Source organism: Pedobacter nototheniae, assembly GCF_032678625.1.
GTDB lineage: Bacteria > Bacteroidota > Bacteroidia > Sphingobacteriales > Sphingobacteriaceae > Pedobacter > Pedobacter nototheniae_A.
Window position 1 is genome coordinate 307,359 of record NZ_JAVTSO010000003.1, and the last position, 24,824, is coordinate 332,182.

Here is a 24,824-nt window from a genome sequence, read left to right on the forward strand (position 1 = left end):
TCAACAATTTTTATCAGCAGAAAAAGCCTGTCTTTAGATAAAATTGATTTATTTTGCGTAAAATTTAAAAACATCATGTATTCAGATTTAAAGAAACTAATTGAAGCCGCCTGGGAAGACAGAAGCCTTTTAAAATATAGCAACTATTGCGAAGCCATTGAAGCCGTTATTATGGGTCTTGATAAAGGCGAAATTCGCGTTGCGGAACCTGTATTAAATTCCTGGGGCATTAATGAGTGGGTTAAAAAAGCTGTGATTTTATATTTTCCTATTCGTGAGATGAAGGAAATTAAGGTTGGGCCTTTTGTTTACCATGATAAAATGGAATTAAAAACCGATTATAAAGCAACCGGAGTTCGTGTTGTACCAATGGCAAGTGCCCGTTATGGCGCATTTTTAGCTAAAGGTGTAATTATGATGCCTTCTTATGTAAACATTGGTGCTTATGTTGATGAAGGTACCATGGTTGATACATGGGCTACTGTAGGTTCTTGTGCGCAAATTGGCAAACGTGTTCACTTAAGTGGTGGCGTTGGTATTGGTGGTGTTTTAGAGCCGGTACAAGCAGCACCTGTTATTATTGAAGATGATTGTTTCTTAGGTTCGAGAGCGATTGTTGTAGAAGGTGTAAAAGTAGAAAAAGAAGCTGTTTTAGGTGCTAATGTGGTTTTAACTGCATCAACAAAGATTATCGATGTTACAGGCCCTGAACCAATTGAATATAAAGGTATTGTACCTGCACGTTCTGTAGTAATTCCGGGTAGCTATACCAAAAAATTCCCTGCCGGAGATTATCAGGTGCCTTGCGCTTTAATTATTGGCAAACGTAAAGAAAGTACAGATAAAAAAACTTCGCTTAACGATGCGTTAAGAGAAAATAATGTAGCCGTATAAATGGCTTAAAGGCATAAAGTTAGGGTTACATTTAATCCAAACCTTATGCCTTTTACCTTACACCTTTTACCCCACCCTTAATGAAAATTGGTTTCGATGGCAAGCGGGCTGCAAATAATTTAACCGGACTTGGAAACTACAGCCGTTCTTTAATTGAACATTTGGCCAAACAGTTCCCGGAAAACAAGTATTTTGTTTATTCTCCAAAAGTTAAACCAGCCAGGCAAATTGATGCTTTTTTTCAAAAGGAGAATGTCGAACTCAAATTACCGCTACATGGTCGTTTTCTGTGGAGAAGCTTAAATATTTTAAAAGATTTAAGTCGCGATGGGGTGCAGATTTTTCATGGTTTAAGTCACGAAATTCCTTTCGCCATTCAACATACCCGGATTAAATCGATTGTAACCATTCATGATTTAATTTTCCTGCGTTTCCCTCATTATTTTAAATATATAGACAGGAAACTATATCTTTTAAAAAGTAAGTACGCCTGTAAACATGCCAATCAAATTATTGCCATCAGCGAAAAAACCAAATCAGATATTATAGAGTTTTATAATATTGATCCGGATAAAGTCAAGGTAATTTACCAAAGCTGTGATGACAGTTTTAAAAAAGCATTTGCGAAGGAAAGCCTCAGCAGAATAAGCGCAACTTATAAACTTCCTGAAAAATACATTCTGAATGTTGGAACAATTGAAGAACGTAAAAATCTTAAATTAATCGTTCAGGCATTGGAAAAGGTAAATAAAGATTATAAACTGGTCGTAATTGGAAAACCAACCAAGTATTTTAAATCTGTAGAGAAAGAAATAGAAAAACTTGGTTTAAAAAGCCGCATTGTTTTCTTAAAAAACATTCCGTTTGCAGATTTACCAGGTATTTATCAAATGGCGTCTGTTTTTGCCTATCCTTCATTTTACGAGGGCTTTGGCATTCCTATTATCGAAGCATTATATTCAAATGTTCCGGTGGTTGCCGCAACAGGATCTTGCCTGGAAGAGGCCGGCGGACCACACAGCTTGTACGTTTCTCCAACCGATGCCGATGCTTTGGCAAATGCAATAAATCAAATTCTTTCGTCGGAACAGCAGCAGCTCGAAATGAAAAAAAAGGGCTTCGAATTTGTTCAAAAATTCAATAGCCCTTTAGTTACGCAACAATTAATGGATTGCTATAATCAGCTAAACTCCAACTAATTGTTTGTTGATGCATTTGGTGGATATTGACTCAAAATTTCTTTTACACCAGTATTCATTCTTTCTTCTCTTTTTCTGAAATTATCCAGGTTAAAACCGCTACCACGGCCATGCCATACTAATGTTTTGGTTTTTGGATCCAGAAAATCAATTATGATGGTACCTTCCATATATTGATCGATGTAATTTGCGCCGCCACTCCAAAATGGTGATCTCCAGCCCCAGCCCCAACCCCAGCCTGGTCCATAAAAACCAGATCCGTAAGCATCAACTCTTTCTCTTGCTACCACAACCAGGTTAACTAATAAGTCTGGGTTTTCAGCTTTGGTAAAACCTTTAGTTGTCATTTCAGCATCAATAGCCGAAAGCATCCTTCGCTTATCCAGATCGTTTAATTTTAATCGGGTTATACCTTTATCATAAAAATTATAAGTTTTATAATTAGTAAAACTTACTTTTTTATCGTAATCTGAAGCGGTACGCAATGTACTACATGCCGATAATGCCATTACAGCTACTGTAAATAGCACTAATAATTTTTGTGTTGTTCTCATATGACTTATTTGTGTGTATTTCCCCTAACTGAAATCAATATAAATATACTTTCAAAAAATAGCATATCCAATTGATTTAACACTTTTTACAATTAAATTGTATTAAGAATACGACCTTTTTCAATGCATTATATTAAAAAAATTCCCGGCCACCTGATGCAACCGGGAACTATAAATAATGCAATTAAATGTGACGGATTGATTTTATTAGTTTACATCCCAGAAAATTTTGGTTGTCACTACATCACCACCTATTGCAGCTGCTGCCGCTGAACGATTTGCGCCATTTAGTGTTTGCTCATTAAGCGGATAGATTAAACGTACAGGAATTTGTAATCCGGCAGGTGCTGATTGGCCCGGAGGGGCATTATCAGGACTCGGCGGAATTAATACAGGAAAACCTAAACGCTTCCATTCTACCCAGGCATCATAACCTCTATTGTTAAATGCAATCCATTTCTGGATGCCAATTACTTCTTTATAATTTGATCCTGCAGTTGCATAAGCTACATCCGGACGGGCAAGATAAGTTGTGGCATCTGCATCGCTGGCGCCCCAATATAAAATCGATGCCCTTACGGCTTTATTATAATGCTCGGCCGGTGATCCGTTTACATTAAAACCCCGTGCACTTGCCTCTGCTAATGCAAATTCTACCTCAGTGTAATCAAGCAGCAAAGCTTCAAAATCCAAAGCACTAATTTTTGAACTTATATTGGAGTAATTTGCTGAAGAATTGCTGAACCCATAAAATCCGCCGATATAGCTTCCATTAACAGTTGTAAAAAACGCTGATCTCCGTGGATCATTCAAGGCATTTAATTTATCAATAAATGCCCTCGAGCCTAAATAATCTTTCCGCTGAGTTCTTGCAGGATTGATTGCCTCCGAAACCGGGTTATTATTCGGTGTACTGTTCAGGTACCTGAACCTGGCGTTATCATCATTACTGGTAAAAACATTTGCTGCTGCTGCTTCAACAATCGTTTTTGCTTTGGCTGCATCTAAATCGGCCAGGATTAACCCTAACCTTAATTTAAGAGAATTACCAAACTTTAGCCATTTTGAAACACCACCTTCTTTATATAAAAGATCAGCAGATTCAAAACCAGTAAATGAAGGATTGAGTTTAGCCAGCGCAGCATCCAAACGCACCAATAAATCATTATAGATGGTTTTAGCATCATCATATTTCGGTTGAACATTGTTAATATCAAGCGCATCTGTATAAGGAACGTTACCGAAAGTATTGACTAAACTGGACCAGGCCATCACCTCCATAATCTCAATTTGTGCCGTTTGATTGGTTTTAATCCCAGCGGCTAAAAGAGGATCGGCGTTAAGTATTTTTTTCGATTCTTTTAAATCCATCAGTACATCCCGATACACGGCTTGCCAAAATGCCTGTGGTATGGGCCGGGCTAATAAATTATATCTGGGTTCATCCAAATATTCTGTTGTCGTCCATTGTTGAACATAAAAGCGGAATACATTAACATTTACACTCGGAGAGGTTAAAACATCTGCATAACTTTTTAGGGCTGCAGAAAATAATGTTGCAGCAGGTACAACACTCGGTTGTTTCACATCTATATTATAATCACCCTTATTTTTAGCACAAGCGCTAATCAACAGAGAAAGAATTAATAAACTATATATTTTTTTCATAACTGTTTTTCTATAATTTGAACCTAACATTAAAACCTATATTCCTTACCGTAGGATAGGCACCGCCCTGATAACCTTGAAGATTTCCGGAACTTAAACCATCTTCAGGATCTGCATATGGCACATTTTTGTGAATGATCCATAGATTTCTCCCCAATAAGGAAACATCAATCCCTTTAAAAGCACGCATTTTTGACACCCATTTTTCTGGCAGGGAATAGGTTATCGCAACTTCTCTTAATTTAACATAACTCGCATCGTAAATGGTTGAGGCTCTGGGAGGATTATTTGGATATCCATAAGGGGATGTGCCTGATGTTGACATGTCAACCCGGATATCATTTGGTAAGCCATTTTGTTTAACACCAGGTAAAATTACACCACCGCCATCGCTTAGTTTATTTCTTTTAGGGTTGCCCAGATCATTTAGCCCGGCCGTTTCAGGATAAAGCCCTGTCCCTTGACCATACCATTGATCTAAAGAAAATAAGCTTCCACCCTGACGAATGTCTACTAAGAAATTTAAAGACACATTTTTATACTTAAATGTATTTGAAATTCCGCCCATCCAGTCTGCATTTGGATCACCAATAATAGCATTTGAGTTTGTTGTGAGGTAATATCCCTGAGCATTAACCGTCTTTTCTCCGTTAGTGTACACATAATCGGTACCCCGAATAATGCCATATGGCTGGCCAACTGCTGCGTTCATGGTTACAGAACCCGGCAGGTTTAATGGATTTAGCTGAAGATTTTCTACCCCCTGATACAAGGATAATACTTTACTTCTGTTCCGTGAAAAGTTAACGTTCATGGTCCAGGAGAAATCCTTACTTCTTACGGGAATTATAAACGCACTTAATTCAATCCCCCGGTTTCTCACTTCACCAGCGTTTACAAATAACTGTGTATATCCTGTTGCTGAACTTACGGAAACAGGTGTAATCTGATCTATCGTATTGGTGTTATACCAGGTCAGATCAAACCCAAAACGGCCATTTAAAAATGTAGCTTCCAAACCGGCCTCTACACTTTTGGTACGTTCTGGTTTAAGGTTAATGTTATTCCTGATACTGGGTATGGAGAATAAAGGTACGGAACCAAAACCTGTGGGTTTAAAATAAGTATCGTAAAGACTAAGTACCGGTGCATCTGAACCTACTTCGGCATAATTTAAACGTATTTTAGCGAACGTTAACCAGGGAGTGTTTTCTTTTAACACATTAGAAAGCACAAAACTTCCTGAAACTGCCGGGTACCAATACGCATTATTACTTGTTGGAAGGGTTGTTGACTGGTCTCTCCTAATTGTTGCATCTAAAAATACAAATTCTTTATAGCCAAAGGTTACGCCAGCAAAATAACCATCAATTGCCCGTCTGGTATAAGTTTCAAGGGGTGCTTCGATTGGATTAAGAGAATTAGATAAAGAATAGAGGCCGGGTACAACCAAACCTCCGTTGGTTTGCGCTCTTAAAGAAGAGGCGTTCTCTCTGCGTAAGTTTGCACCGATTAACCCTTTAAAAGATATGTCTTCTGTAATATTCTTATTAAAATTTGCTATTAAATCGTAGTTTGTCTCTGTAAAATCGCGGTTAAAGCGTTGGTAGGCTGATGGATCTGCACTTCCAACGGCTATCCGTTGTTCCTGAAAATCAAAAGTACCATTGTAGGCTATGCGCCCCATTACATCAACCCAGCTATTTATTTTCCAGGCTAAAGTTGCATTTCCAAAATAATTATTCCTGGTATCATTTTCATAGTTCTGGTACCTTGAAAAATAAGGATTGTCAGAATAAATAGGGCCTGTTGCATTTTGATCCGACCAATTCCAGGTTACATTTTTTTTATTCCTGAAATAAGCTTCTTTAAGTTCCTGAACATCAACATTGGTTTGCCAGAATTGTCTAAACTGCTGATTTGGATTTAAACCATCATAACCAGTCCCATAACGGCCCAAGCCTTCAATTCTTGAATAATTGGCAGATACACTACCGGTCAGATCTTTAACAATTTCGTATGACGCCCCCGCATTAAACAGGTTTTTAATAATTTTACTATTCGGCAATACACCAGTTTCATCATTACGGGTATAACCGAATTTAAACGTACTTTTTTCGCCGCCGCCGTCAATGCTTATACTTTGACTTGAATTTACTGCATTTTCATAAAAAGATGCAGGGGTATTTTGTCCAGCCAGCCAGGGCGTTGCTTTTAAATAATTAGGAGAAGCAGGATCTAAAGCAGACCACTGATAAACCAATAGGTTTGGATCGAAACGAGGGCCATAAGAAGCATCTGCCGTAAATTGTGGCATTAAATCCATTTTACCATCGCCATTAATATCTCTGTACCAAAAGCCTGGAACAGGAACTACATTACCGTCACCATCTTCGGCCGGGCTGTTGTAACCTGCTCCATATTCATTTTGATATTTTGCAAAAGTACTTTTATCAATTTTTCCAAAACTTACACCACTATTAACGGTGATGTTTGTTTTTGAATTTTTCTGCCCTTTTTTGGTTGTGATCATAATGACACCATTGGCAGCTCTCGAACCATAGAGTGCAGTTGCAGCAGCACCTTTTAGCACCGTTATGGACGCTACGTCATCAGGGTTAACATCAGATGCGGCATTACCGAAATCATAACCACCACGGCCATTTTGCTGATCGGCTGTGTTATTATTTGCATTGCTAACAGGAACACCATCTACTACAAAAAGGGCTTGGTTATTTTGCAGAAGCGATTTATTTCCACGCATTACAACGTTTGTTGATCCGCCCATGGCATTGTTCCGCTTAATATCAAGTCCGGATACTTTTCCACCCAAAGAGTTTACCAGGTTATTATCCCTTGTTCTGGTAATTTCATCCGATTTAACTTCCTGGGCAGAGTAAGGAAGCTCATTTTTCTTTCTGGTAATGCCCAAAGCAGTAACCACCACCTGTGCCAGCTCCTGCGCATCCGTGCTCATGGAAACATTAACCACATTAGATGAGGTAACCGGAAGGCTCTGCGCCTTGTAACCAATAAATGTAAATTCGATCGTTGTGGTGTTTTCAGGAACGCGAAGGGTAAACTTTCCGTCGGTGCTGGTTACGGTACCAATTTTAGTTCCCTTGGCCAGCACACTTACACCTGGAAGTGGTAGACCGTCTTCTTTTGAGACAACCGTGCCTGTTACTGTTTTGTCCTGCGCAATAGCTGAGGCAGCAAAAAACAGCACAAAGCACAAGCTTTGCAATAGTTTTTTCATAGATTTTAGATTAGGTATAAATGATTAATAAAATCTAATATATAAAATATTTACTTTTAAGTAGAACTTAACTGTCTTCTTGTGTCGGTTTTTTGGACAGATTTAATATCCCAATTATCTTTTACCTTTGTGTATGCTTAAAGAAGAAATAAACAAGGCTCTGGAAGTTTTAAAAGCGGGGGGAATAATCCTCTATCCTACCGATACCATTTGGGGTTTAGGATGTGATGCTACCCACGAAGAAGCCGTTGAAAAATTACTTAAAATAAAAAACCGCCCTGCTGAAAAAAGTCTGATTGTTTTATTGGATACAGATAATAAACTGCAGAGTTATGTTTCGGAAGTGCCTGACGTTGCCTACAGTTTAATTGAATATGCAGAAAACCCATTAACCATCATTTTTTCAGGAGCCAAAAACCTGGCTAAAAACGTAGTTAACAGCGATGGCAGCGTAGGCATTCGTGTGGTGAAGCACGATTTCTGTACACAACTTATCCAACGTTTCCGAAAGCCCATTGTATCCACTTCTGCAAACCTAAGCGGAGAGGCTTCACCCAAAAATTTCGATGATATAAATGAAGCGATTAAAGAAGCGGTAGATTACGTTGTAGACTTTGAGCAGGAAAACAGATCTAATAAAAAACCTTCTACCATCATGAAATTATCTCCTGGCGGACAATTTGAATTTATTCGTAAGTAATTTTATTACTTTTGTAATTCTTATTGTCGCCCTGAGGCACCAAGGATCTGTTTTATAGCTTACAGATGTTGTTCTCTCATTGGCGGCAAAATAATCAAGTTCATGCAACAACACCTACAAAATCCAGTATTTAAAACCTTATCTGCTATTGCCGATAAAACCGAAACCGAAGCTTATGTAATTGGTGGTTTTGTACGCGATTTGTTTTTGAAACGTCCATCTAAAGATATTGATGTAGTGGTTGTAGGCAGCGGAATAGATTATGCTGAAGCAGTTGGAAAAAAACTCAACACTAAAGTTGCTGTATTTAAAAGCTTTGGCACCGCAAATATAAAATACCATGATTTGGAAGTTGAGTTTGTGGGCGCCAGAAAAGAATCGTACCGTGCTAATTCCCGCAAACCAATTGTTGAGGATGGCACTTTAGAGGATGACCAGTTACGAAGAGATTTTACAATTAATGCCTTGGCCATTAATTTGAATGCAGCACATTTCGGAGAGTTGCTGGATCCTTTTAATGGAATTGAGGATTTGGAAAATAAACTTATCCGCACTCCGCTTGATCCGGAAATTACCTTTTCGGACGATCCGTTAAGGATGATGCGAGCGATTCGTTTTGCTTCACAACTTAACTTCAATATAGATCAGGCAGCAATAAATGCTATAAAACTTCAAAAACAACGCATTAGCATTGTTTCTAAAGAACGCATTACCGATGAAATGAATAAAATCATTTTATCTCCAAAACCTTCAATTGGTTTTAAACATTTATTCGACACGGGCCTGTTACCTATCATTTTCCCTCAAATGGCACAGCTTTATGGGGTAGAAACTATAAAAGGCAAAGGGCATAAAGATAACTTCTATCATACTTTAGAAGTTTTAGATAACATTTGTGCAGATACGGATGATTTATGGTTGCGCTGGGCTGCAATTTTACATGATATTGCCAAACCCGCAACCAAACGTTTCGAAGAAGGACATGGCTGGACTTTTCATGGGCATGAGGATAAAGGGGCCAGAATGGTACCTAAAATTTTTGCGCAATTAAAATTGCCACTCAATGAAAAAATGAAGTATGTTCAAAAATTGGTGCAATTGCATTTAAGACCTATTGTTTTAGCGCAGGATGTGGTAACCGACTCGGCGGTAAGGCGTTTACTTTTTGATGCAGGAGAGGAAATTGAAAGTTTAATGCTGCTTTGCAATGCCGATGTAACCACTAAAAACGAGTATAAAAAAACTAAATACCGCAATAATTTTGAACTGGTTAAACAAAAGCTAAAGGATGTGGAGGAACGCGATAAAATCCGCAACTGGCAGCCTCCTATTTCCGGCAATGATATTATGGAAACTTTTGGGCTAAATGCAGGCAAAGAAGTTGGAATAATCAAAAATGCCATTCGCGAGGCAATACTGGAAGGCGAAATTACAAATGATTATACGGAGGCATTTAATTTTATGCTAAATCAGGCAAAACAAATGGGTTTAAATCCTGTTAATAAATAATTTAAATGGAAATAATTAAGCTGTATAGCAAAACAAACAGCTTTTTGTGACATTCTCCGCTTTGCGGTAATATAAATTAACTTTATTTTTACGGTTCCAAAATACAATAATGGCTATTTATAAATTTAAAATTACTTTCGAGGATTTTGATGATGTTGTAAGAGAAATCGACATTAAATCAAACCAAACGTTTGAAGATCTGCACAAGGCTATACATAAGTCTACGGGTTACAACGCAGAGAAACCCTCGTCATTTTATGTGAGTACAGATAACTGGTTAAAAGGGGATGAAATTGCCTATTTGCCAAGTGAAAGAAAGAAAGACCGTGTAGTTTTAATGGAGAACTCTAAATTGAGTGGTTTCATAGAAGATCCGCATCAAAAGTTCTATTATATTTATAATTTCGATCGCCCTTATGATTTCCATGTAGAGTTGATTAAAATTATTTTGGATGCCGACCCGCATATTGAATATCCTTTTTTAGCTAAAAGTACTGGTGAAGCACCAAAAATAATGGAGCAAAACAGCCCTCAGGCAGTTGATCCCCGCGGCGCAGTATCCAGCAGCGAATTTGATTTCTTAAATGAGATGAATTTTGTTCCTGAAGATACAGATGAACTGGAAGCCATGGGCGAAATGGGCATTAACGAACAGGAACGTGATGAAGAAGATGAAAGCGAAGAAGGAGATGAATTTGGAGATGAGTTTTCTGATGGCGATAACTTCGAAGATGATAGCCACAAAGATGATTATTAATCTGCTCTTTAGCCATCAGGCTGGGTTTATTTCAGCAACTGATTGCACAAAATTGTAATTCAAAATATATTAAGTCAGGTGTATACATCTGACTTTTTCTTTTAAAAAATAGTATGTCTACTGCAAATCAAACTGTTAAAACCCCCAAAACATTAATTGTTGTTGTTGGCCCCACTGCAATAGGTAAAACAGCTTTAGCCATAACACTTGCCAAACATTTCGGCACAGAAATTATTTCAGCAGATAGCCGGCAGTTTTTCAAGGAAATGGCGATTGGTACGGCAAAACCCGATGTAGAAGAACTGGCAGCAGCCAAACATCATTTTATAGATTCACATTCGGTTACCCAGCTTTTTAGTACCGGTGATTTTGAAGTTGAAGCTTTAAAAACAATTGACACTATTTTTAATCATCACAACACGGCGATTATGGTGGGTGGTTCAGGATTATACATTAACGCTGTTGTAAACGGGCTCGATGAAATGCCCGAAATTGATCTTTCCATCCGTGAAAAACTGAACAAACAATTTGAAAGCGAAGGCATTAGCGTGATTCAAACGCAACTTGCGTTGCATGATCCCGAATATTTCGCTAAAGTTGACCAGCAAAACCCACAAAGAATGATCCGGGGACTCGAAGTTTTCCTTTCGACCGGAAAAAAATTATCGTCGATGTTATCTGCGACTAAGAAACAAAGACCATTTAATATTATTAAAATTGGCTTAAATACCGATAGGCCTATTTTATATAACCGAATTAACCTCAGGGTTGACAAAATGATGCACGAGGGCCTGCTTAATGAAGTAAAATCACTTCAGTCTTTCAGAATGCTCAATGCATTAAATACAGTGGGTTACGCGGAGTTATTCGACTACTTGGACGGAAAGATTACTTTGGAAGAGGCAATAGCCGCCATTAAACAAAATACCCGTCGTTTTGCTAAAAGACAATTAACCTGGTTTAGGCGAGATGAAGAAATAAAATGGTTCGAACCTGAAGCGGCTAAAGCAGTAATTGAGTTTCTAAACCCAAAAATTTTTTAAATCAAAAGCGCCACAGAGATTAAGTCCCGTGGCGCTTTTTTTTGTGGTTAAATCTTTTATTAATTCGGAAATTTATTTATTCTGTATTTGAAATATCAAGTATAGAACGATTAGCGCTCTGAACTATTCATTTATAGCTTCGAGAAGTTTTTTCCCTGCAACTGAGTTCTTCAATCTATCAGATAAAACATTAAAACAATTTATAAAATCTATACTCAAGCTAAAATTGGGCATCTTTTTCATCGGTAGCATTGCTCTAAGAAAAACCAGCGATATTGGCGTATCAGTATGCGTTGGAAAATAATCCTCAATTTTATTTGTGTTTATTGAGACATACATTTCATCAAGATCAACATTTAATTGACTGCCATGAACAATAGACTCTTTTATGTCTGGCGTAATATTTATTGATAAATTTTCTAACACGATGGGTCGGTATTCCCTGTTGATACCTGACAAGTAGACTTCTCTATTATCAATAAATTTTTGATTAGAATCTAATCCTAAAAAAATTTGTCCCAATTCTGCATTCGTATCTATAGAGTCTGTCTTACCCTCAATAACAAATAAATGATTTGAAATTGGGGCACGCTTAAGTTCTTTTGATTTATGGCAGTACAAATAAGCATATTTATACGGTGTTTCATCTTTAATTACGCCCTCAATTTTAAAAACTTTTGTTTGTCCAAGAGCAATAGATGATGAAATAAAAAATAACACGCCAATTATAAGTGATACTTTCATGGGTAGATTTATCAAATTTCTAAATTAATACAAATTAAAATTATTGGGATCTTGTTACTCAACAAAAAATATTGCCTTTTATAAAGGCATGGGATGAAACATTTTATTAAAAATATTAACTACAGAATGTTAATTTTCAATAAAAACAGGAATGAAGTAATTCATAATACGTAAATTATAGATTACTATATAACACATATACAACTACTTTTTACGTAAGCAAATTACAATACAAATTTGTCTTTAGCAAATTTATATTAATCTAAAAAATCACTTTCCACTCAAATAGAACAATTAGTAAAAAATAACTCATTTAGGTCATAACCTAATTGACTTCTCTAAAATTCATTTTATAAAAAAACGGCAATTTTCATATTGAAAATTGCCGTTTTGGTTTTAATCTATTCTTGCTAAAATTTAATTCGGAAATTTAGTTCCTCTATATTGTGAAATATCAACTACTGGAATAGTAGAACCATATTTATTGTTAATGGCATTAATGAACAAGTTAGCCATAGCTGCATTTCCTCTGGGCGTTAAATGCACACCATCTAAAGAAAAAGCACCGCCCTGGATAAATCTTGCATCAATAGGAATTCCATCAAGTACAATGCCTGTTTTAACCTGATTCAAAAATGTATAGGCATCCGCTACTGCAAGGCCTTTACTATTGGCTAAAGATTTAATCGTGCTGTTGTAGCTCAATACATAATCTTTTACCTGCGCTACCTCATCCTTATCTAACACCCATTTACTTTCGATAGGGTTTGCGGGGTGAAAACCATATGGAGCACCAAGCCCATTTGGTTTACCCAATAAAAGCGGAGCTTCCGTTTGAAAAGATAAGGTAAACAAATCTTGACTCGTTGCAACCCTGGATCCGGCAGCAGTTTGAATATAAATTGGTGTAGTTAAAGGTAATTTTGAAGCAGTTAATAAAGCTGGAATAGTAACCGTATTAAAGAAAGGGATTGAAGTTACATCTGGAATGGTTGCAACTACACCTTTTTGACCACCTGCAGTAAGAATATTTAACATATTGGTATAAAGAAACGAGAAAGTAGATTTATCCGTTAATTTATTCGTAGCATCTGTTGTTACGCCACCATTGGTTGCATAACCTAAAACATCATTGTTACCCAGCCATAAAGAGAAAAAAGTATGGTTCCTGCCTTGTATAAACTGAGAATAATTGGTTTTTCCAACTTGTGCATCAGTTAACAAACGTTCAAAATAAATATTAGCGGCGCTGAATGTAAAGGTTGGATCAAAAGCCAAATCTAAACGCATTCCAGGAATACCAAGGTTCTGGATTTCACCAGAATATTTTGTTAATTTACCATTACTGAGTGCTGCTCCTGTTACCGGAGTAATTGTTGGAACACCATTTACCAATGCGGTTAGTTGCAAATATCCTGATCCGCTGGCTTGGGCATCTGTAAAAAATGGAGAAGTAAAACTTCCGCCACCAACAGATTTCATTTTATCCGCAATCAGGTTAGGGAAAGCTACTTTTTGTCCTTCCAAGTATAAACCATTGTCGGCATAACCTGAAGTTAAGGAGTTACCAACTGCAATGTACTTCGCAAAGTTGGCCTGGCCTGCTGTTGTTCCTGCCGGCGAATCTATTTCTGGCTTACAAGATGCTGCAAATAATAAAGTGGCAGCAATTAAACTATTAAATATATATTTTTTCATTTTTAACTCTCCTACCATTTATATGTTAATGAAATACCCGGTGCATAAACTAATGTTTTAAATGTACCATCTAAATTAGTTTCAATATTTTTCTGTTTACGAGATTTTACATCTTCGAAAAAGAACGAAGCATTTACTTCGAATTTAGAAGTAAAAGAATAACCTGCACCAGCACTTAAAATATAACGGTCGGCATCAGGCGCTTCAGGCGTTACATAGCCATCCTGCACTGGAGAAAAAGCATAACCTACACCAGCTCTCAAAGCTAACTTTTCTGTAGCCTGGTGATTAACACCTAATTTAAATGATGATCCATCACGGTAGTTACGTGGTGATTTTGTATCTGGCAAACCGCCTGGAGGATTAATTGCATAATCAAAAGCCAGCTCTTTATACACATGCCATTGTACCCAACTTGCATCAAAAGCTAACTTGGTACTTTTTGATAAAGGAATGCCAATACCTAAAGAGGTAGTAGCCGGTAAAGGCAACTCAGCATTGAATGTATTGCCTCTTGGGAAAGCTCCTCTTAATGATTCTGGCACATCAAAGTTTGCATCACCCCCATCTAATTTAGTAATAACTTTAGATTTATGGGTAATAGCAAAAGTAACATCGCTCAGGGTTTTAATATAAATACCCGCATTCCAGCCATAACCTTTACCTGTACCTTTTAATTGTGCCGAAGCTGATTTTCCATCAGGGAAATCATATGGTATTGCTTTTTGAAGATCTACCTCTCCATGGTTGTATACAAAACCTGCACCTATACCAATCGCATCGGTAATTTTAATACTTAAAGTTGGTTGAAAATAAATTGCTTTAAGATTTAAAGAAGTTAAAGAATATTTACCCGACCAGTTATCTCCCCAATCTACCAGTCCACCAAACGGCGTATAAACACCTAAGCCTAATTTCCATTTACCGGATTTTGGGCCCCAAACGGCATAAAATTCAAACGGAGGAGCAATTTTATTTTTAACATTCTCCGTAATATTAGAACCTGAAAGTTGAAAAGCTGATTTAAATAGTAAGGGATTAATACCCCCGGAAATGGAATTCTTCTCGAGAAAAGTAACCGCTCCGGGATTGAAAAATACAGAAGCCTCATCTAAAGCAAGTGCTGACCCGGCTCCGGCCATCCCTATTTGCTTTTGTCCTTGCAGGTTAACCTGAAAACCTTGCCCCAATACCCATAAAGGAGCCGCAAGTAATACGCTTAATAAAATTTTTTTCATGCTTATAAATGGTTATACACAAATATATACTATGCTAACATAGTAAACAAGTATTTATTTGCGAAATTGTGAATTGTTACATTGCATAACACCCGCCTGCCTAAACTTGTTTTGGTGCCTTATTAAATCGTAATTTATTTTAAAAACAAGGCCACAACAACGTCGTATACAAAGAATTACCTTGTATGCATTATAAATTTAAGGAAAGATTTACCTAAAAAGTTAATTTGAAAAACATCTTTTAACCTATAAAGAGGATAAAAGATGTTTTTATAAACAGGAAAGTTTGAGTGAATGGAAAAGCTTAAAGAAATAAAAAATTAAGCTTGCGCGGTTGGCCCGCCAAATCCCATTGGAAAAGGAGGTTCCTCTTGTGTTTTAATACGGCCATTTACACCTTCAAACTTACTTATATTATCTTCTAATGCCGATAATAAACGTTTTGCATGTTCTGGAGTTAAAATAATACGGGATTTAACTTTAGCCTTTGGCACACCTGGCATTACACGAATAAAATCTAACACAAACTCGGTGTTGGAATGTGTGATAATCGCCAGGTTAGAAAAAATTCCTTCAGCAATTTCTTCTGATAATTCTATATTTAATTGGTTTTCGTTTTGTTGTTCTTCCATGATAATCAAAAGTAAAAAAATCTTCGGTTATGTATTGGCTAATGCTTAAATCTTTGTAAAAAAAATCGCTCCTCCGGATGCTATAAATTTTGATTAAAAACAGTCAGGGCTTCTTTATCGTCGTAAGCTACAATTAATGACTTTAGTTTATTTTTAAGGTCATTTTTAACTGCGATATAATTTTTATCCTCAATTATATTTTTTAGTTCCTGAGGGTCTTTTTTCAGGTCATACAATTCCCAGGCTTCAGTACCCTTATAAAAACGGACTAAAACATAATTATCGGTTCGAATACCAAAATGCGGAGAAACATAATGTGGCCCAGGGTATTCATAATAATGGTAGTATGCCCCTTCTTTTGACCAGTTTTTCACTTTTGGATTTTCCAATACAGGTAAAAAAGACTTGCCTTGCATAAAGCCTGGCTTTGCAACACCCGCAAAATCCAGAATGGTTGGTGCCCAGTCTACATTAGATATGATTTGATTTAGTTTTTTATCTTTCATTTGCGAAAGCTGGGGCATCCGGATTATAAATGGCGTCCGAAGTGATTCTTCATAGATGAAACGTTTGTCAAACCATCCGTGTTCACCCAAATAAAAACCCTGATCTGAAGCATAAACTACAATAGTATTTTCGCTTAATCCGTTGTGATCAAGGTAATCCAGGATTTCACCAATATTTCTGTCTAACGATTTTGCCGTAGCATAATAATCTTTCATGTACCGCTGAAACTTCCATTCTTTCAGGGCATTACCTTTTAAGTTAAGTTGCTCAAATTCTTTAGAAAGTTTACCGTAATAGGCACGATAGGCTTTGCTTTGCAAGCTATCCATACGCCCATATTCTCCCTGCTGATAATAACGCATCATTGATTCTTCAATCTGCTTACCTTTAACCGCTGGTTTTACAGCTTGGTTATTCAGCATTTTTTCTCCGAAGGGCTGATTGATTTTTAAATCTGTTTTAAGCGTCATTACCTCTCCTATACTCATTAATTGTTTGGATGCGGCAACTCTTCCTTTATAATCATCGTAAAATGTGGCAGGTAAAGGAAATTTCACCGAGTCATACGCACCAAGATCTTGTAAATCGGGTAACCATTCTCTATGCGTTGCCTTCTCGCCAACCACAAGAAAAAAAGGTTTATTCGGGTCTCTTTTGCTTAAATAATTTTTTGTTAACGCTGTAATAACCTCTGTTACATAGCCATGATATAATAAGGTATCATTTTTTTGGTTAATAAAATCAGGATTAAAATAATGCCCCTGTACTGGCATTACATTCCAATAATCAAAGCCATGAGGTAAACTTCCTAAATGCCATTTTCCTATCCATGCGGTTTGATAGCCATTTTCGCTTAATATTTGCGGCAAAAAACGCTGATTGGTATCTAATACACCATCATTTACTTTGTAACCATTTTTATGACTGTATTGTCCGGTTATAAATGCCGCCCTGCTGGGACCGCAGATGGCATTTGATACAATTGCATTATTAAACAAAGCCCCCGATTTTGCAAGCCTGTCTATGTTAGGTGTCGTAATCACTTTATTGCCATAAGCGCTTATTGCCTGATAAGCATGATCGTCTGAAAGTATAAAAATGATATTCGGCCGTTTATTTTGAGCAAAAACCAGGCAATGCAGACAAAGAAATAGAAGGGTTAAAAAGCTTTTCATAAAATATGTATGGATAATTTAATTAAACCAGTGCGTTATAAACAACGTAAATATAATTTCTTTTTGTTTCGAAATAAGATCAGTGTAAATACTTCAGCTTGTATTTACAGCCAAAAGCAAGCGAATATTATTTTGTATCTTTTTTAAACTTATGGAACTTTACCCAATCAATCTCCATTTCAACAGGCAGGTTTGCATCATTTATTTCCCCAACCCAACTCCCACCCAACTGCATATCAATAAGTAAATAATGTTTTACATTTTGAAATGGAAACTGGCTTTTCTCAGTTGTTTTTATCTTCGGATAGGTAAAAGTTCGTTTGTTGTTTACAAAAAACACCAAACTGTCAGGATATTTTTCAATGGCATAAGTATTAAAATCTTCCGGCTTAATTTTAGCTGTTGCGCCTGACCTGGGGTTATCTTTTATTTTAAGTGAAAGTGTATAATAGCTGTGAATGGTTTGATAAGCAATAGAATCGAAATTTAAGCGCTCCATTATATCAATTTCTCCACCATCAGGCCACTGACTATTTTCTGCAAGCATCCAAAATGCAGGCCACGCGCCTTTTGCACCTTTTAGTTTCGCTTTAATTTCCAATCGTCCGTAACCAAAAGCAATCTTATCTTTAGTGTAAATACCACCTGTTAAATAGCCAGAAGTATCTTTAGAAAAATCATTGTTCTTTATTCCCCGAAGAATCATTTTGCCATTTTTCAAAGCGTAACATCTTTCATCATCGCTCATGTGCCTGTTCCAGTCGGCTCCTCCCCGAGGTATCTTCGACCATTTTTCAGCATCAAATGTATGTTGTTGATTGAAATTTTCTTCCCATGACGGATGCCTGTTATAGTTTTTCTTTATTGTACAAGCGCAAAATAAGCTAAGCAATAAACTAAAGAAAACATACCTTTTCATATTGGTTATTTGTTTAGTAATGGTTTTACCTGTTCTAAAATTTCATTAGCCGGAACAGTTGATAAAGACTTAATATTGAAATTTTCCAATGCTTTATTTAGTTCAGCAAGTGCCGTGCTATTATTACTGTTGGTGTATTGTAGTTTCAACTGCTTAATTTTCTCAAAATCCTGTGCTCCTTCAATCAATTTTTCAAACCTGACAGAGCTTAACGGCCCTGGATAAACCTGATAGGTATCACCTGCAGGCCAGGCCGTAAAACGGGTATCGGTTAACGGGTTTTTAGTCCAGCTGTTATAAGCCCAGCGTAAATAACCATCCATATTTTTACTGGCGGTGTACCAGCCTATCCAAACCGATTCTGCAGGAGAGGAAAAGCTAAAAGAATTTGGATAAGCTTCAGTACAGCAAGTATACCAAGTGCTTATTTTCCCTTGTTTATTACGTTTTTCTAAAATATCTTTTGGAAATTCCCATTTTGAGGCAATGCAATAATTATCAATATCTTTTTCAATTTCTGGATGATATTCGCCCGCAAGTGCAATTTTCCAATTGGGATCAATGCTCTTGAGCAAATTTATTACGGCCTGCATAGACTTCATTGGGCGTTCATCCATCGCTATATAGGTTTTGGTAAACCATTTTTTTGATTTTAAATGCCTGGTGAAATCAACGAGCATAGTCTTCCAGAATGCATTATAACCCGGTGTTCCAATTGCTTCCGTAAAAACAGCTTCCTTTTGTAGGGCATCATCCCAATAGGTAAAAGCAATTTTCCATGGCACCATACTATAACAGTTAATATGCTCAGTAATTCCCGTGCTCATTACAAAAGATACATATTTATCAAATAAACTATAATCGTAAACCCAGCTGCCATCTTTCTTCTTTATCCATTTTATCAAACTTGGGTAATCGTCGTAGGTTTGATGTCCCCAGGGTTCGTTTACAATACTTGCCGTTATTGTTTTTTGCCCTGCGTTTGCCAGCATTACATAATATGGTTTCATTAAAGCAAAATGCGCATCACTCCATAATTTTACATCGTGGGTTCGGGCAATGGCGGCCGGATGTTGCCATAAATCCAAATCATAACTCCAGTTAACCGGTGCAGATAAAACTTTATCAATTACCTCAATTTTAACGGGTAAGCTATATTCCTGATCTGCTATTATTTTCACTGTTCCAGCATAGTTTCCGGCTTTTGCGTTGGCTGGGATTTTTATACTTAACCAAACCGGCTGCGTATTTTTAGCAGTAATGTTAATATTATTAATTTTTGTATCTATGAGGTCAGCTACATACGATGAATCAAAGTCTGCAGCTTTACGATAGCCACAGCCATCTCTAAATTCATCAGTTATTACATATTTAATAAAGCCAGAAGTTATGTTTTCTTTTTGAATACTATTCCCTTTTTCATCTTTCAAATCAGAAATCTGTACAGTCAAATTAGCTATATTGCTATTTGCCCAAAGCAATAGCTGAGTATGTATTTTTTCTCCTTTCCAGGCAGAAGTGTTCCAGGTAGTTTGGATAGAAATGGTTGGCGGTAACTCTTTTGCAAACCTTACATTACTGTTAGCAAAACTGATATTTAATCCTGCCGGAGCTTTGCTCCAGTTGTGATCGATTATTTGCTTAGCTGGTAGTTTTGTTTTTTGAAGGGCTAAACTTACGTCCTGGGCTGCGCTTGCCAGGCTAAAACCTAACATTAAAAATATGGTTAAAAACTTCATAAACCTAAGTTAATCAAACTTGGTAAAGTAAGATTAGGAGACCGGATAAGAGTTTTTACGCAAACGTTTGACAGATTGTAACGATATGGATAGGAAGGAAAGAATTAGAGCTTGGTTAAGCTGAGCGGATAAATTTTTAAGAGCACATTTGCGCTAGCTAATCTCATTAAAAAATCTACTTCAAAAAAAAACTCCTTCACTAAGTGAAGGAGTTTTGGAATCAATTATGAGAAAATATTAAGCTTCTACTTCTTCTTGTTTAGAAGCTAATAATTTATCGTATTCTTCTTGAGATCCTACAATGATACGCTCGTAACCACGCACACCAGTACCTGAAGGGATCAAGTGACCAACGATCACATTTTCTTTCAAGCCTAACATGTTATCGCGTTTACCCGCAATAGCTGCCTCATTTAATACTTTCGTAGTTTCCTGGAACGAAGCCGCAGAAATGAACGATTTAGTACCTAATGATGCTCTTGTAATACCTTGCAAAATTGAACTTGCAGTTGCTGGTCTCGCATCTCTCACCGTGATTTGTTTTAAATCTTTACGTTTCAATTGAGAATTTTCGTCTCTTAATCTACGTAATGAAACAATCTGTCCTGGTTTTAAGTCGTTTGAATCACCTGCATCTTCAACAACTTTCTTGTCGTACATGGCATCGTTCTCGTCGGCAAAATCCCAACGATCAACGGCATTGTTTTCTAAGAAAATCGTATCACCTGGATCCTCGATGTGAACTTTCTGCATCATCTGGTGAACAATTACCTCGAAGTGCTTATCATTAATTTTCACACCTTGCAAACGGTAAACCTCTTGAATACCATTTACTAAGTACTCTTGAACCGCTGCTGGTCCTTTAATTGATAAGATATCTGCAGGAGAAATTGAACCATCTGATAAAGGCATACCTGCTTTTACAAAGTCATTATCCTGCACAAGGATGTGTTTAGATAATGGAACAAGGTATTTTTTAACTTCACCATCTTTAGATTCAATAGTAATCTCACGATTACCACGTTTAACGCCACCTAAAGTTACCACACCATCAATTTCGGTTACTACAGCCGGGTTAGATGGGTTACGTGCTTCGAATAATTCCGTTACACGTGGTAAACCACCTGTAATATCTCGGGTTTTACCAGTAGCACGAGGTATTTTAGCGATAATCTGACCCGTTTGGATTGCTTCACCTTCATCAACTGAAACGTGGGCACCTACCGGAATGTTATAGCCTTTAATAAACTCGCCTTTTTTGTCGACGATTTGAACTGAAGGGTTCTTAGTTTTATCACGTGTATCGATAATAACTTTTTCACGGTGACCAGTTTGCTCATCTGATTCTTCACGGAAGGTTACACCTTCAATAATGGCATCAAATTGTGCTTTACCGGCAAACTCTGAAATGATTACCGCATTGTACGGATCCCACGAACAGATTTTATCACCTTTAGTTAAACGATCACCTTCTTTAACAAATAAGAATGCACCGTAAGGAATATTGTTGGTTACAATGATACGACCTGTACCAGGTTCAACAATTTTAAACTCACCAGAACGACCTAATACAACTTGTACTTTTCCATCTTCTGTTTCTGTATCAACCGTACGGATATTTTCGAACTCAATAACACCATCAAATTTAGCTACGATGTTTGATTCTGCAGCAATGTTTGATGCAGTACCACCCACGTGGAAAGTACGAAGTGTTAACTGTGTACCCGGCTCACCGATTGACTGTGCAGCAATTACACCTACAGCCTCACCTCTTTGAACACGTTTACCAGATGCTAAGTTACGACCGTAACATAATGCACAAACTCCACGTTTGTTCTCACAAGTTAATACCGAACGTATTTCGATACCTTCTAACGGAGATTCTTCGATCAATTTAGCAACATCTTCGTTGATATCTTCACCAGCACTTACCAATAATGTGTTATCCAAAGGATTGTAAACATCATGTAATGAAGTACGGCCTAAAATTCTGTCGTATAAAGGCTCAACAATATCTTCCTGATCTTTTAACGCAGTGGTGTACATACCTCTTAAAGTACCACAATCAACCGAGTTAACAATCATATCTTGAGCAACATCATGTAAACGACGGGTTAAGTAACCCGCATCCGCCGTTTTTAACGCCGTATCCGCCAAACCTTTACGCGCACCGTGAGTAGAGATAAAGTACTCTAATACCGATAAACCTTCTTTAAAGTTTGATAAGATCGGGTTTTCGATGATATCACCACCTGAACCTGATTTTTGAGGCTTAGCCATCAAACCACGCATACCGCAAAGCTGACGAATCTGCTCTTTAGATCCACGTGCACCTGAATCAAGCATCATGTAAACTGAGTTAAAACCTTGGTTATCTGAAGATAACTGAGTCATAACGAAAGTAGTTAACCTGTTGTTGATACGGGTCCAGATATCGATAATCTGGTTGTAACGCTCGTTGTTGGTAATGAAACCCATATTATAGTTGTTTCTTACCTCTTCAACTTCTGCAGCCGCTTGTTCTAATAATGTATGTTTTTCTACCGGAATGTTTACGTCTTGTAAGTTGAACGATAAACCTCCTTGGAATGCCATACGGAATCCTAATTCTTTAATATCATCCAAGAAACGGGAAGCGCGAGCCATACCAGTCATTTTAACTACCTCACCGATAATATCTCTTAACGATTTCTTAGTTAATAATTCGTTGATATAACCAACTTCCTCAGGAACCATTTGGTTAAACAATACTCTACCTACAGTGGTTTCAGTTAACTTATTAACGATAGAACCGTCGTTTTGCTTAACATTTACTTTTACTTTAATAAATGCGTGCAAATCTAATTGTTTCTCGTTATAAGCAATGATTACCTCTTCAGGAGAATAAAAACTTGAATCCTGTCCTTTTACAACACGGGTTTCATCTGTTCTACGGCCTTTAGTAATGTAATAAAGACCCAAAACCATATCCTGAGATGGTACTGTAATTGGTGTACCATTTGCAGGGTTTAAGATGTTGTGTGCGGCTAACATCAATACCTGGGCTTCCAAAATTGCTGCATTACCTAACGGTAAGTGGACAGCCATCTGGTCACCATCAAAATCGGCGTTGAATGCAGTACACACTAATGGGTGTAACTGGATTGCTTTACCTTCAACCAATTTAGGCTGGAAAGCCTGAATACCTAAACGGTGTAACGTAGGTGCACGGTTTAATAATACCGGGTGACCTTTTAATACGTTTTCCAGGATATCCCATACTAAAGGATCTTTTCTATCAACAATTTTCTTGGCTGATTTTACTGTTTTAACCACACCTCTTTCGATCATTTTACGAATGATGAATGGTTTGTAAAGCTCAGCAGCCATATCTTTTGGTAAACCACACTCGTGTAATTTAAGGCTTGGCCCTACAACAATTACAGAACGGGCAGAATAATCCACACGTTTACCTAATAAGTTTTGACGGAAACGACCTTGTTTACCTTTCAGGATATCTGAAAGTGATTTCAAAGCACGGTTACCTTCAGTTTTAACCGCGTTAACTTTACGTGAGTTATCGAATAACGAATCTACAGCTTCCTGCAACATACGTTTCTCGTTACGTAAAATTACCTCTGGTGCTTTAATCTCGATCAAACGTTTTAAACGGTTGTTACGGATAATTACACGACGGTATAAATCATTTAAATCGGAAGTTGCAAAACGACCACCTTCTAATGGAACTAAAGGACGTAATTCTGGTGGAATAACCGGAACGATTTTAACAATCATCCACTCTGGGTTATTCTGAATACGTGTATTAGCACCACGGAAAGCCTCAACAACTTGTAAGCGTTTTAAAGCTTCGTTTTTACGTTGTTGTGAAGTTTCGTTTGCAGCCTGGTGACGTAAATCGTAAGATAAAGTATCTAAGTTAATCCGTTTTAATAAATCTTCTAATGCTTCAGCACCCATTTTGGCGATGAATTTATTAGGATCTTTATCATCAAGGTATTGGTTTTCTTTAGGTAATTTATCTAAAATATCTAAATATTCTTCTTCTGTTAAGAAGTCCATGTAGTTGATGCCTTCTTCAGCCATTAGGCCTGATTGGATAACAACGTAACGTTCGTAATAGATGATTAAATCTAATTTTTTAGTAGGTAAACCTAATAAATAACCAATTTTGTTAGGTAATGAACGGAAGTACCAGATGTGTGCAACAGGAACCACCAAAGCGATGTGTCCCATACGCTCACGACGTACTTTCTTTTCTGTTACTTCAACACCACAACGATCGCAAACAATACCTTTATAACGGATACGTTTGTATTTACCGCAATGACATTCGTAATCTTTTACCGGACCAAAAATACGCTCGCAAAACAAACCGTCACGTTCAGGTTTGTAGGTACGATAGTTAATGGTTTCTGGTTTCAACACCTCACCGCTTGAACGCTCCAAAATAATCTCCGGAGACGATAAGCTAATGGTTATCGATGTGAAATTGCTTTTTAATTTATTATCCTTTTTGTAAGACATATCTCTTGTATAAGGTTAAAGGCCGAGGGTGGAAAGGTGGAAGGTCTGGGCGTTTAAACCCTCAA

17 protein-coding genes are annotated in these 24,824 nt (G+C 37.2%); 6 read left to right on the forward strand and 11 right to left on the reverse strand.

Annotation, left to right across the window (positions count from 1 at the left end; all coding sequences use genetic code 11):
• The first annotated feature begins 75 nt into the window (after positions 1 to 75).
• The gene (locus tag R2Q77_RS11570) at positions 76 to 894 is read left to right on the forward strand and encodes a 2,3,4,5-tetrahydropyridine-2,6-dicarboxylate N-succinyltransferase (RefSeq protein WP_316803897.1); all 819 of its coding nucleotides are present in this window, start codon (positions 76 to 78) and stop codon (positions 892 to 894) included.
• An 80-nt stretch (positions 895 to 974) separates the two neighbouring features.
• Positions 975 to 2,093: a glycosyltransferase family 1 protein gene (locus tag R2Q77_RS11575; protein ID WP_316803898.1), complete on the forward strand. Its 1,119-nt coding sequence runs from the start codon at positions 975 to 977 to the stop codon at positions 2,091 to 2,093.
• Here the strand turns inward: R2Q77_RS11575 and R2Q77_RS11580 are convergent.
• From R2Q77_RS11580 to R2Q77_RS11590, 3 genes are all read right to left on the reverse strand, one after another.
• Positions 2,090 to 2,647, reverse strand: a complete 558-nt coding sequence (locus R2Q77_RS11580; protein WP_316803899.1) for a DUF4136 domain-containing protein — start codon at positions 2,645 to 2,647, stop codon at positions 2,090 to 2,092. The genes R2Q77_RS11575 and R2Q77_RS11580 overlap by 4 nt on opposite strands.
• A gap of 207 nt (positions 2,648 to 2,854) precedes the next feature.
• Entirely contained in the window at positions 2,855 to 4,315 is a 1,461-nt protein-coding gene (locus R2Q77_RS11585) for a SusD/RagB family nutrient-binding outer membrane lipoprotein (RefSeq protein WP_316803900.1), read from the reverse strand.
• A gap of 10 nt (positions 4,316 to 4,325) precedes the next feature.
• A complete protein-coding gene (locus R2Q77_RS11590; RefSeq protein WP_316803901.1) occupies positions 4,326 to 7,574 on the reverse strand; it encodes a SusC/RagA family TonB-linked outer membrane protein in 3,249 nt (1,082 codons plus the stop codon).
• Between the two features lie 133 nt (positions 7,575 to 7,707).
• Here R2Q77_RS11590 and R2Q77_RS11595 point away from each other — a divergent pair, with 133 nt between their 5' ends.
• From R2Q77_RS11595 to miaA, 4 genes are all read left to right on the forward strand, one after another.
• Positions 7,708 to 8,274, forward strand: coding sequence for an L-threonylcarbamoyladenylate synthase (locus tag R2Q77_RS11595; protein ID WP_316803902.1), 567 nt, complete (start codon positions 7,708 to 7,710; stop codon positions 8,272 to 8,274).
• Positions 8,275 to 8,376: 102 nt separating this feature from the next.
• Positions 8,377 to 9,783, forward strand: coding sequence for a CCA tRNA nucleotidyltransferase (locus R2Q77_RS11600; RefSeq protein ID WP_316803903.1), 1,407 nt, complete (start codon positions 8,377 to 8,379; stop codon positions 9,781 to 9,783).
• A 109-nt stretch (positions 9,784 to 9,892) separates the two neighbouring features.
• On the forward strand, positions 9,893 to 10,540 hold the full coding sequence (locus R2Q77_RS11605) for an IS1096 element passenger TnpR family protein (RefSeq protein WP_316803904.1): 648 nt from the start codon (positions 9,893 to 9,895) through the stop codon (positions 10,538 to 10,540).
• A 113-nt stretch (positions 10,541 to 10,653) separates the two neighbouring features.
• On the forward strand, positions 10,654 to 11,583 hold the full coding sequence (gene miaA / locus R2Q77_RS11610) for a tRNA (adenosine(37)-N6)-dimethylallyltransferase MiaA (RefSeq protein ID WP_316803905.1): 930 nt from the start codon (positions 10,654 to 10,656) through the stop codon (positions 11,581 to 11,583).
• A 123-nt stretch (positions 11,584 to 11,706) separates the two neighbouring features.
• On the opposite strand, the gene R2Q77_RS11615 is transcribed toward miaA, so the two are convergent.
• The 8 genes from R2Q77_RS11615 to rpoC all read right to left on the reverse strand — a co-directional run bounded on the left by R2Q77_RS11615 (position 11,707) and on the right by rpoC (position 24,759).
• Positions 11,707 to 12,327, reverse strand: a complete 621-nt coding sequence (locus R2Q77_RS11615) for a hypothetical protein (protein ID WP_316803906.1) — start codon at positions 12,325 to 12,327, stop codon at positions 11,707 to 11,709.
• Positions 12,328 to 12,744: 417 nt separating this feature from the next.
• Positions 12,745 to 14,025, reverse strand: a complete 1,281-nt coding sequence (locus R2Q77_RS11620; protein WP_316803907.1) for an SGNH/GDSL hydrolase family protein — start codon at positions 14,023 to 14,025, stop codon at positions 12,745 to 12,747.
• An 11-nt stretch (positions 14,026 to 14,036) separates the two neighbouring features.
• The gene (locus tag R2Q77_RS11625) at positions 14,037 to 15,263 is read right to left on the reverse strand and encodes an OmpP1/FadL family transporter (protein ID WP_316803908.1); all 1,227 of its coding nucleotides are present in this window, start codon (positions 15,261 to 15,263) and stop codon (positions 14,037 to 14,039) included.
• Positions 15,264 to 15,583: 320 nt separating this feature from the next.
• Positions 15,584 to 15,895: a DUF3467 domain-containing protein gene (locus R2Q77_RS11630; protein WP_269427621.1), complete on the reverse strand. Its 312-nt coding sequence runs from the start codon at positions 15,893 to 15,895 to the stop codon at positions 15,584 to 15,586.
• 80 nt (positions 15,896 to 15,975) lie between these two features.
• Entirely contained in the window at positions 15,976 to 17,577 is a 1,602-nt protein-coding gene (locus tag R2Q77_RS11635) for a sulfatase (protein WP_316803909.1), read from the reverse strand.
• A gap of 127 nt (positions 17,578 to 17,704) precedes the next feature.
• Positions 17,705 to 18,496: a glycoside hydrolase family 16 protein gene (locus R2Q77_RS11640; protein ID WP_316803910.1), complete on the reverse strand. Its 792-nt coding sequence runs from the start codon at positions 18,494 to 18,496 to the stop codon at positions 17,705 to 17,707.
• Between the two features lie 5 nt (positions 18,497 to 18,501).
• Positions 18,502 to 20,235, reverse strand: coding sequence for a DUF4091 domain-containing protein (locus R2Q77_RS11645; protein WP_316803911.1), 1,734 nt, complete (start codon positions 20,233 to 20,235; stop codon positions 18,502 to 18,504).
• A 237-nt stretch (positions 20,236 to 20,472) separates the two neighbouring features.
• Positions 20,473 to 24,759, reverse strand: a complete 4,287-nt coding sequence (gene rpoC / locus R2Q77_RS11650) for a DNA-directed RNA polymerase subunit beta' (RefSeq protein ID WP_316803912.1) — start codon at positions 24,757 to 24,759, stop codon at positions 20,473 to 20,475.
• Positions 24,760 to 24,824: the final 65 nt, after the last annotated feature.

Coding starts and splice junctions, on each gene's coding strand:
- R2Q77_RS11625 (WP_316803908.1), bottom strand. CDS start 15,263: ATGAAAAAAATTTTATTAAGCGTATTACTTGCGGCTCCTTTATGGGTA.
- R2Q77_RS11595 (WP_316803902.1), top strand. CDS start 7,708: ATGCTTAAAGAAGAAATAAACAAGGCTCTGGAAGTTTTAAAAGCGGGG.
- R2Q77_RS11575 (WP_316803898.1), top strand. CDS start 975: ATGAAAATTGGTTTCGATGGCAAGCGGGCTGCAAATAATTTAACCGGA.
- R2Q77_RS11570 (WP_316803897.1), top strand. CDS start 76: ATGTATTCAGATTTAAAGAAACTAATTGAAGCCGCCTGGGAAGACAGA.
- R2Q77_RS11600 (WP_316803903.1), top strand. CDS start 8,377: ATGCAACAACACCTACAAAATCCAGTATTTAAAACCTTATCTGCTATT.
- R2Q77_RS11635 (WP_316803909.1), bottom strand. CDS start 17,577: ATGAAAAGCTTTTTAACCCTTCTATTTCTTTGTCTGCATTGCCTGGTT.
- R2Q77_RS11615 (WP_316803906.1), bottom strand. CDS start 12,327: ATGAAAGTATCACTTATAATTGGCGTGTTATTTTTTATTTCATCATCT.
- R2Q77_RS11620 (WP_316803907.1), bottom strand. CDS start 14,025: ATGAAAAAATATATATTTAATAGTTTAATTGCTGCCACTTTATTATTT.
- miaA (WP_316803905.1), top strand. CDS start 10,654: ATGTCTACTGCAAATCAAACTGTTAAAACCCCCAAAACATTAATTGTT.
- R2Q77_RS11645 (WP_316803911.1), bottom strand. CDS start 20,235: ATGAAGTTTTTAACCATATTTTTAATGTTAGGTTTTAGCCTGGCAAGC.
- R2Q77_RS11605 (WP_316803904.1), top strand. CDS start 9,893: ATGGCTATTTATAAATTTAAAATTACTTTCGAGGATTTTGATGATGTT.
- R2Q77_RS11580 (WP_316803899.1), bottom strand. CDS start 2,647: ATGAGAACAACACAAAAATTATTAGTGCTATTTACAGTAGCTGTAATG.
- rpoC (WP_316803912.1), bottom strand. CDS start 24,759: ATGTCTTACAAAAAGGATAATAAATTAAAAAGCAATTTCACATCGATA.
- R2Q77_RS11585 (WP_316803900.1), bottom strand. CDS start 4,315: ATGAAAAAAATATATAGTTTATTAATTCTTTCTCTGTTGATTAGCGCT.
- R2Q77_RS11630 (WP_269427621.1), bottom strand. CDS start 15,895: ATGGAAGAACAACAAAACGAAAACCAATTAAATATAGAATTATCAGAA.
- R2Q77_RS11640 (WP_316803910.1), bottom strand. CDS start 18,496: ATGAAAAGGTATGTTTTCTTTAGTTTATTGCTTAGCTTATTTTGCGCT.
- R2Q77_RS11590 (WP_316803901.1), bottom strand. CDS start 7,574: ATGAAAAAACTATTGCAAAGCTTGTGCTTTGTGCTGTTTTTTGCTGCC.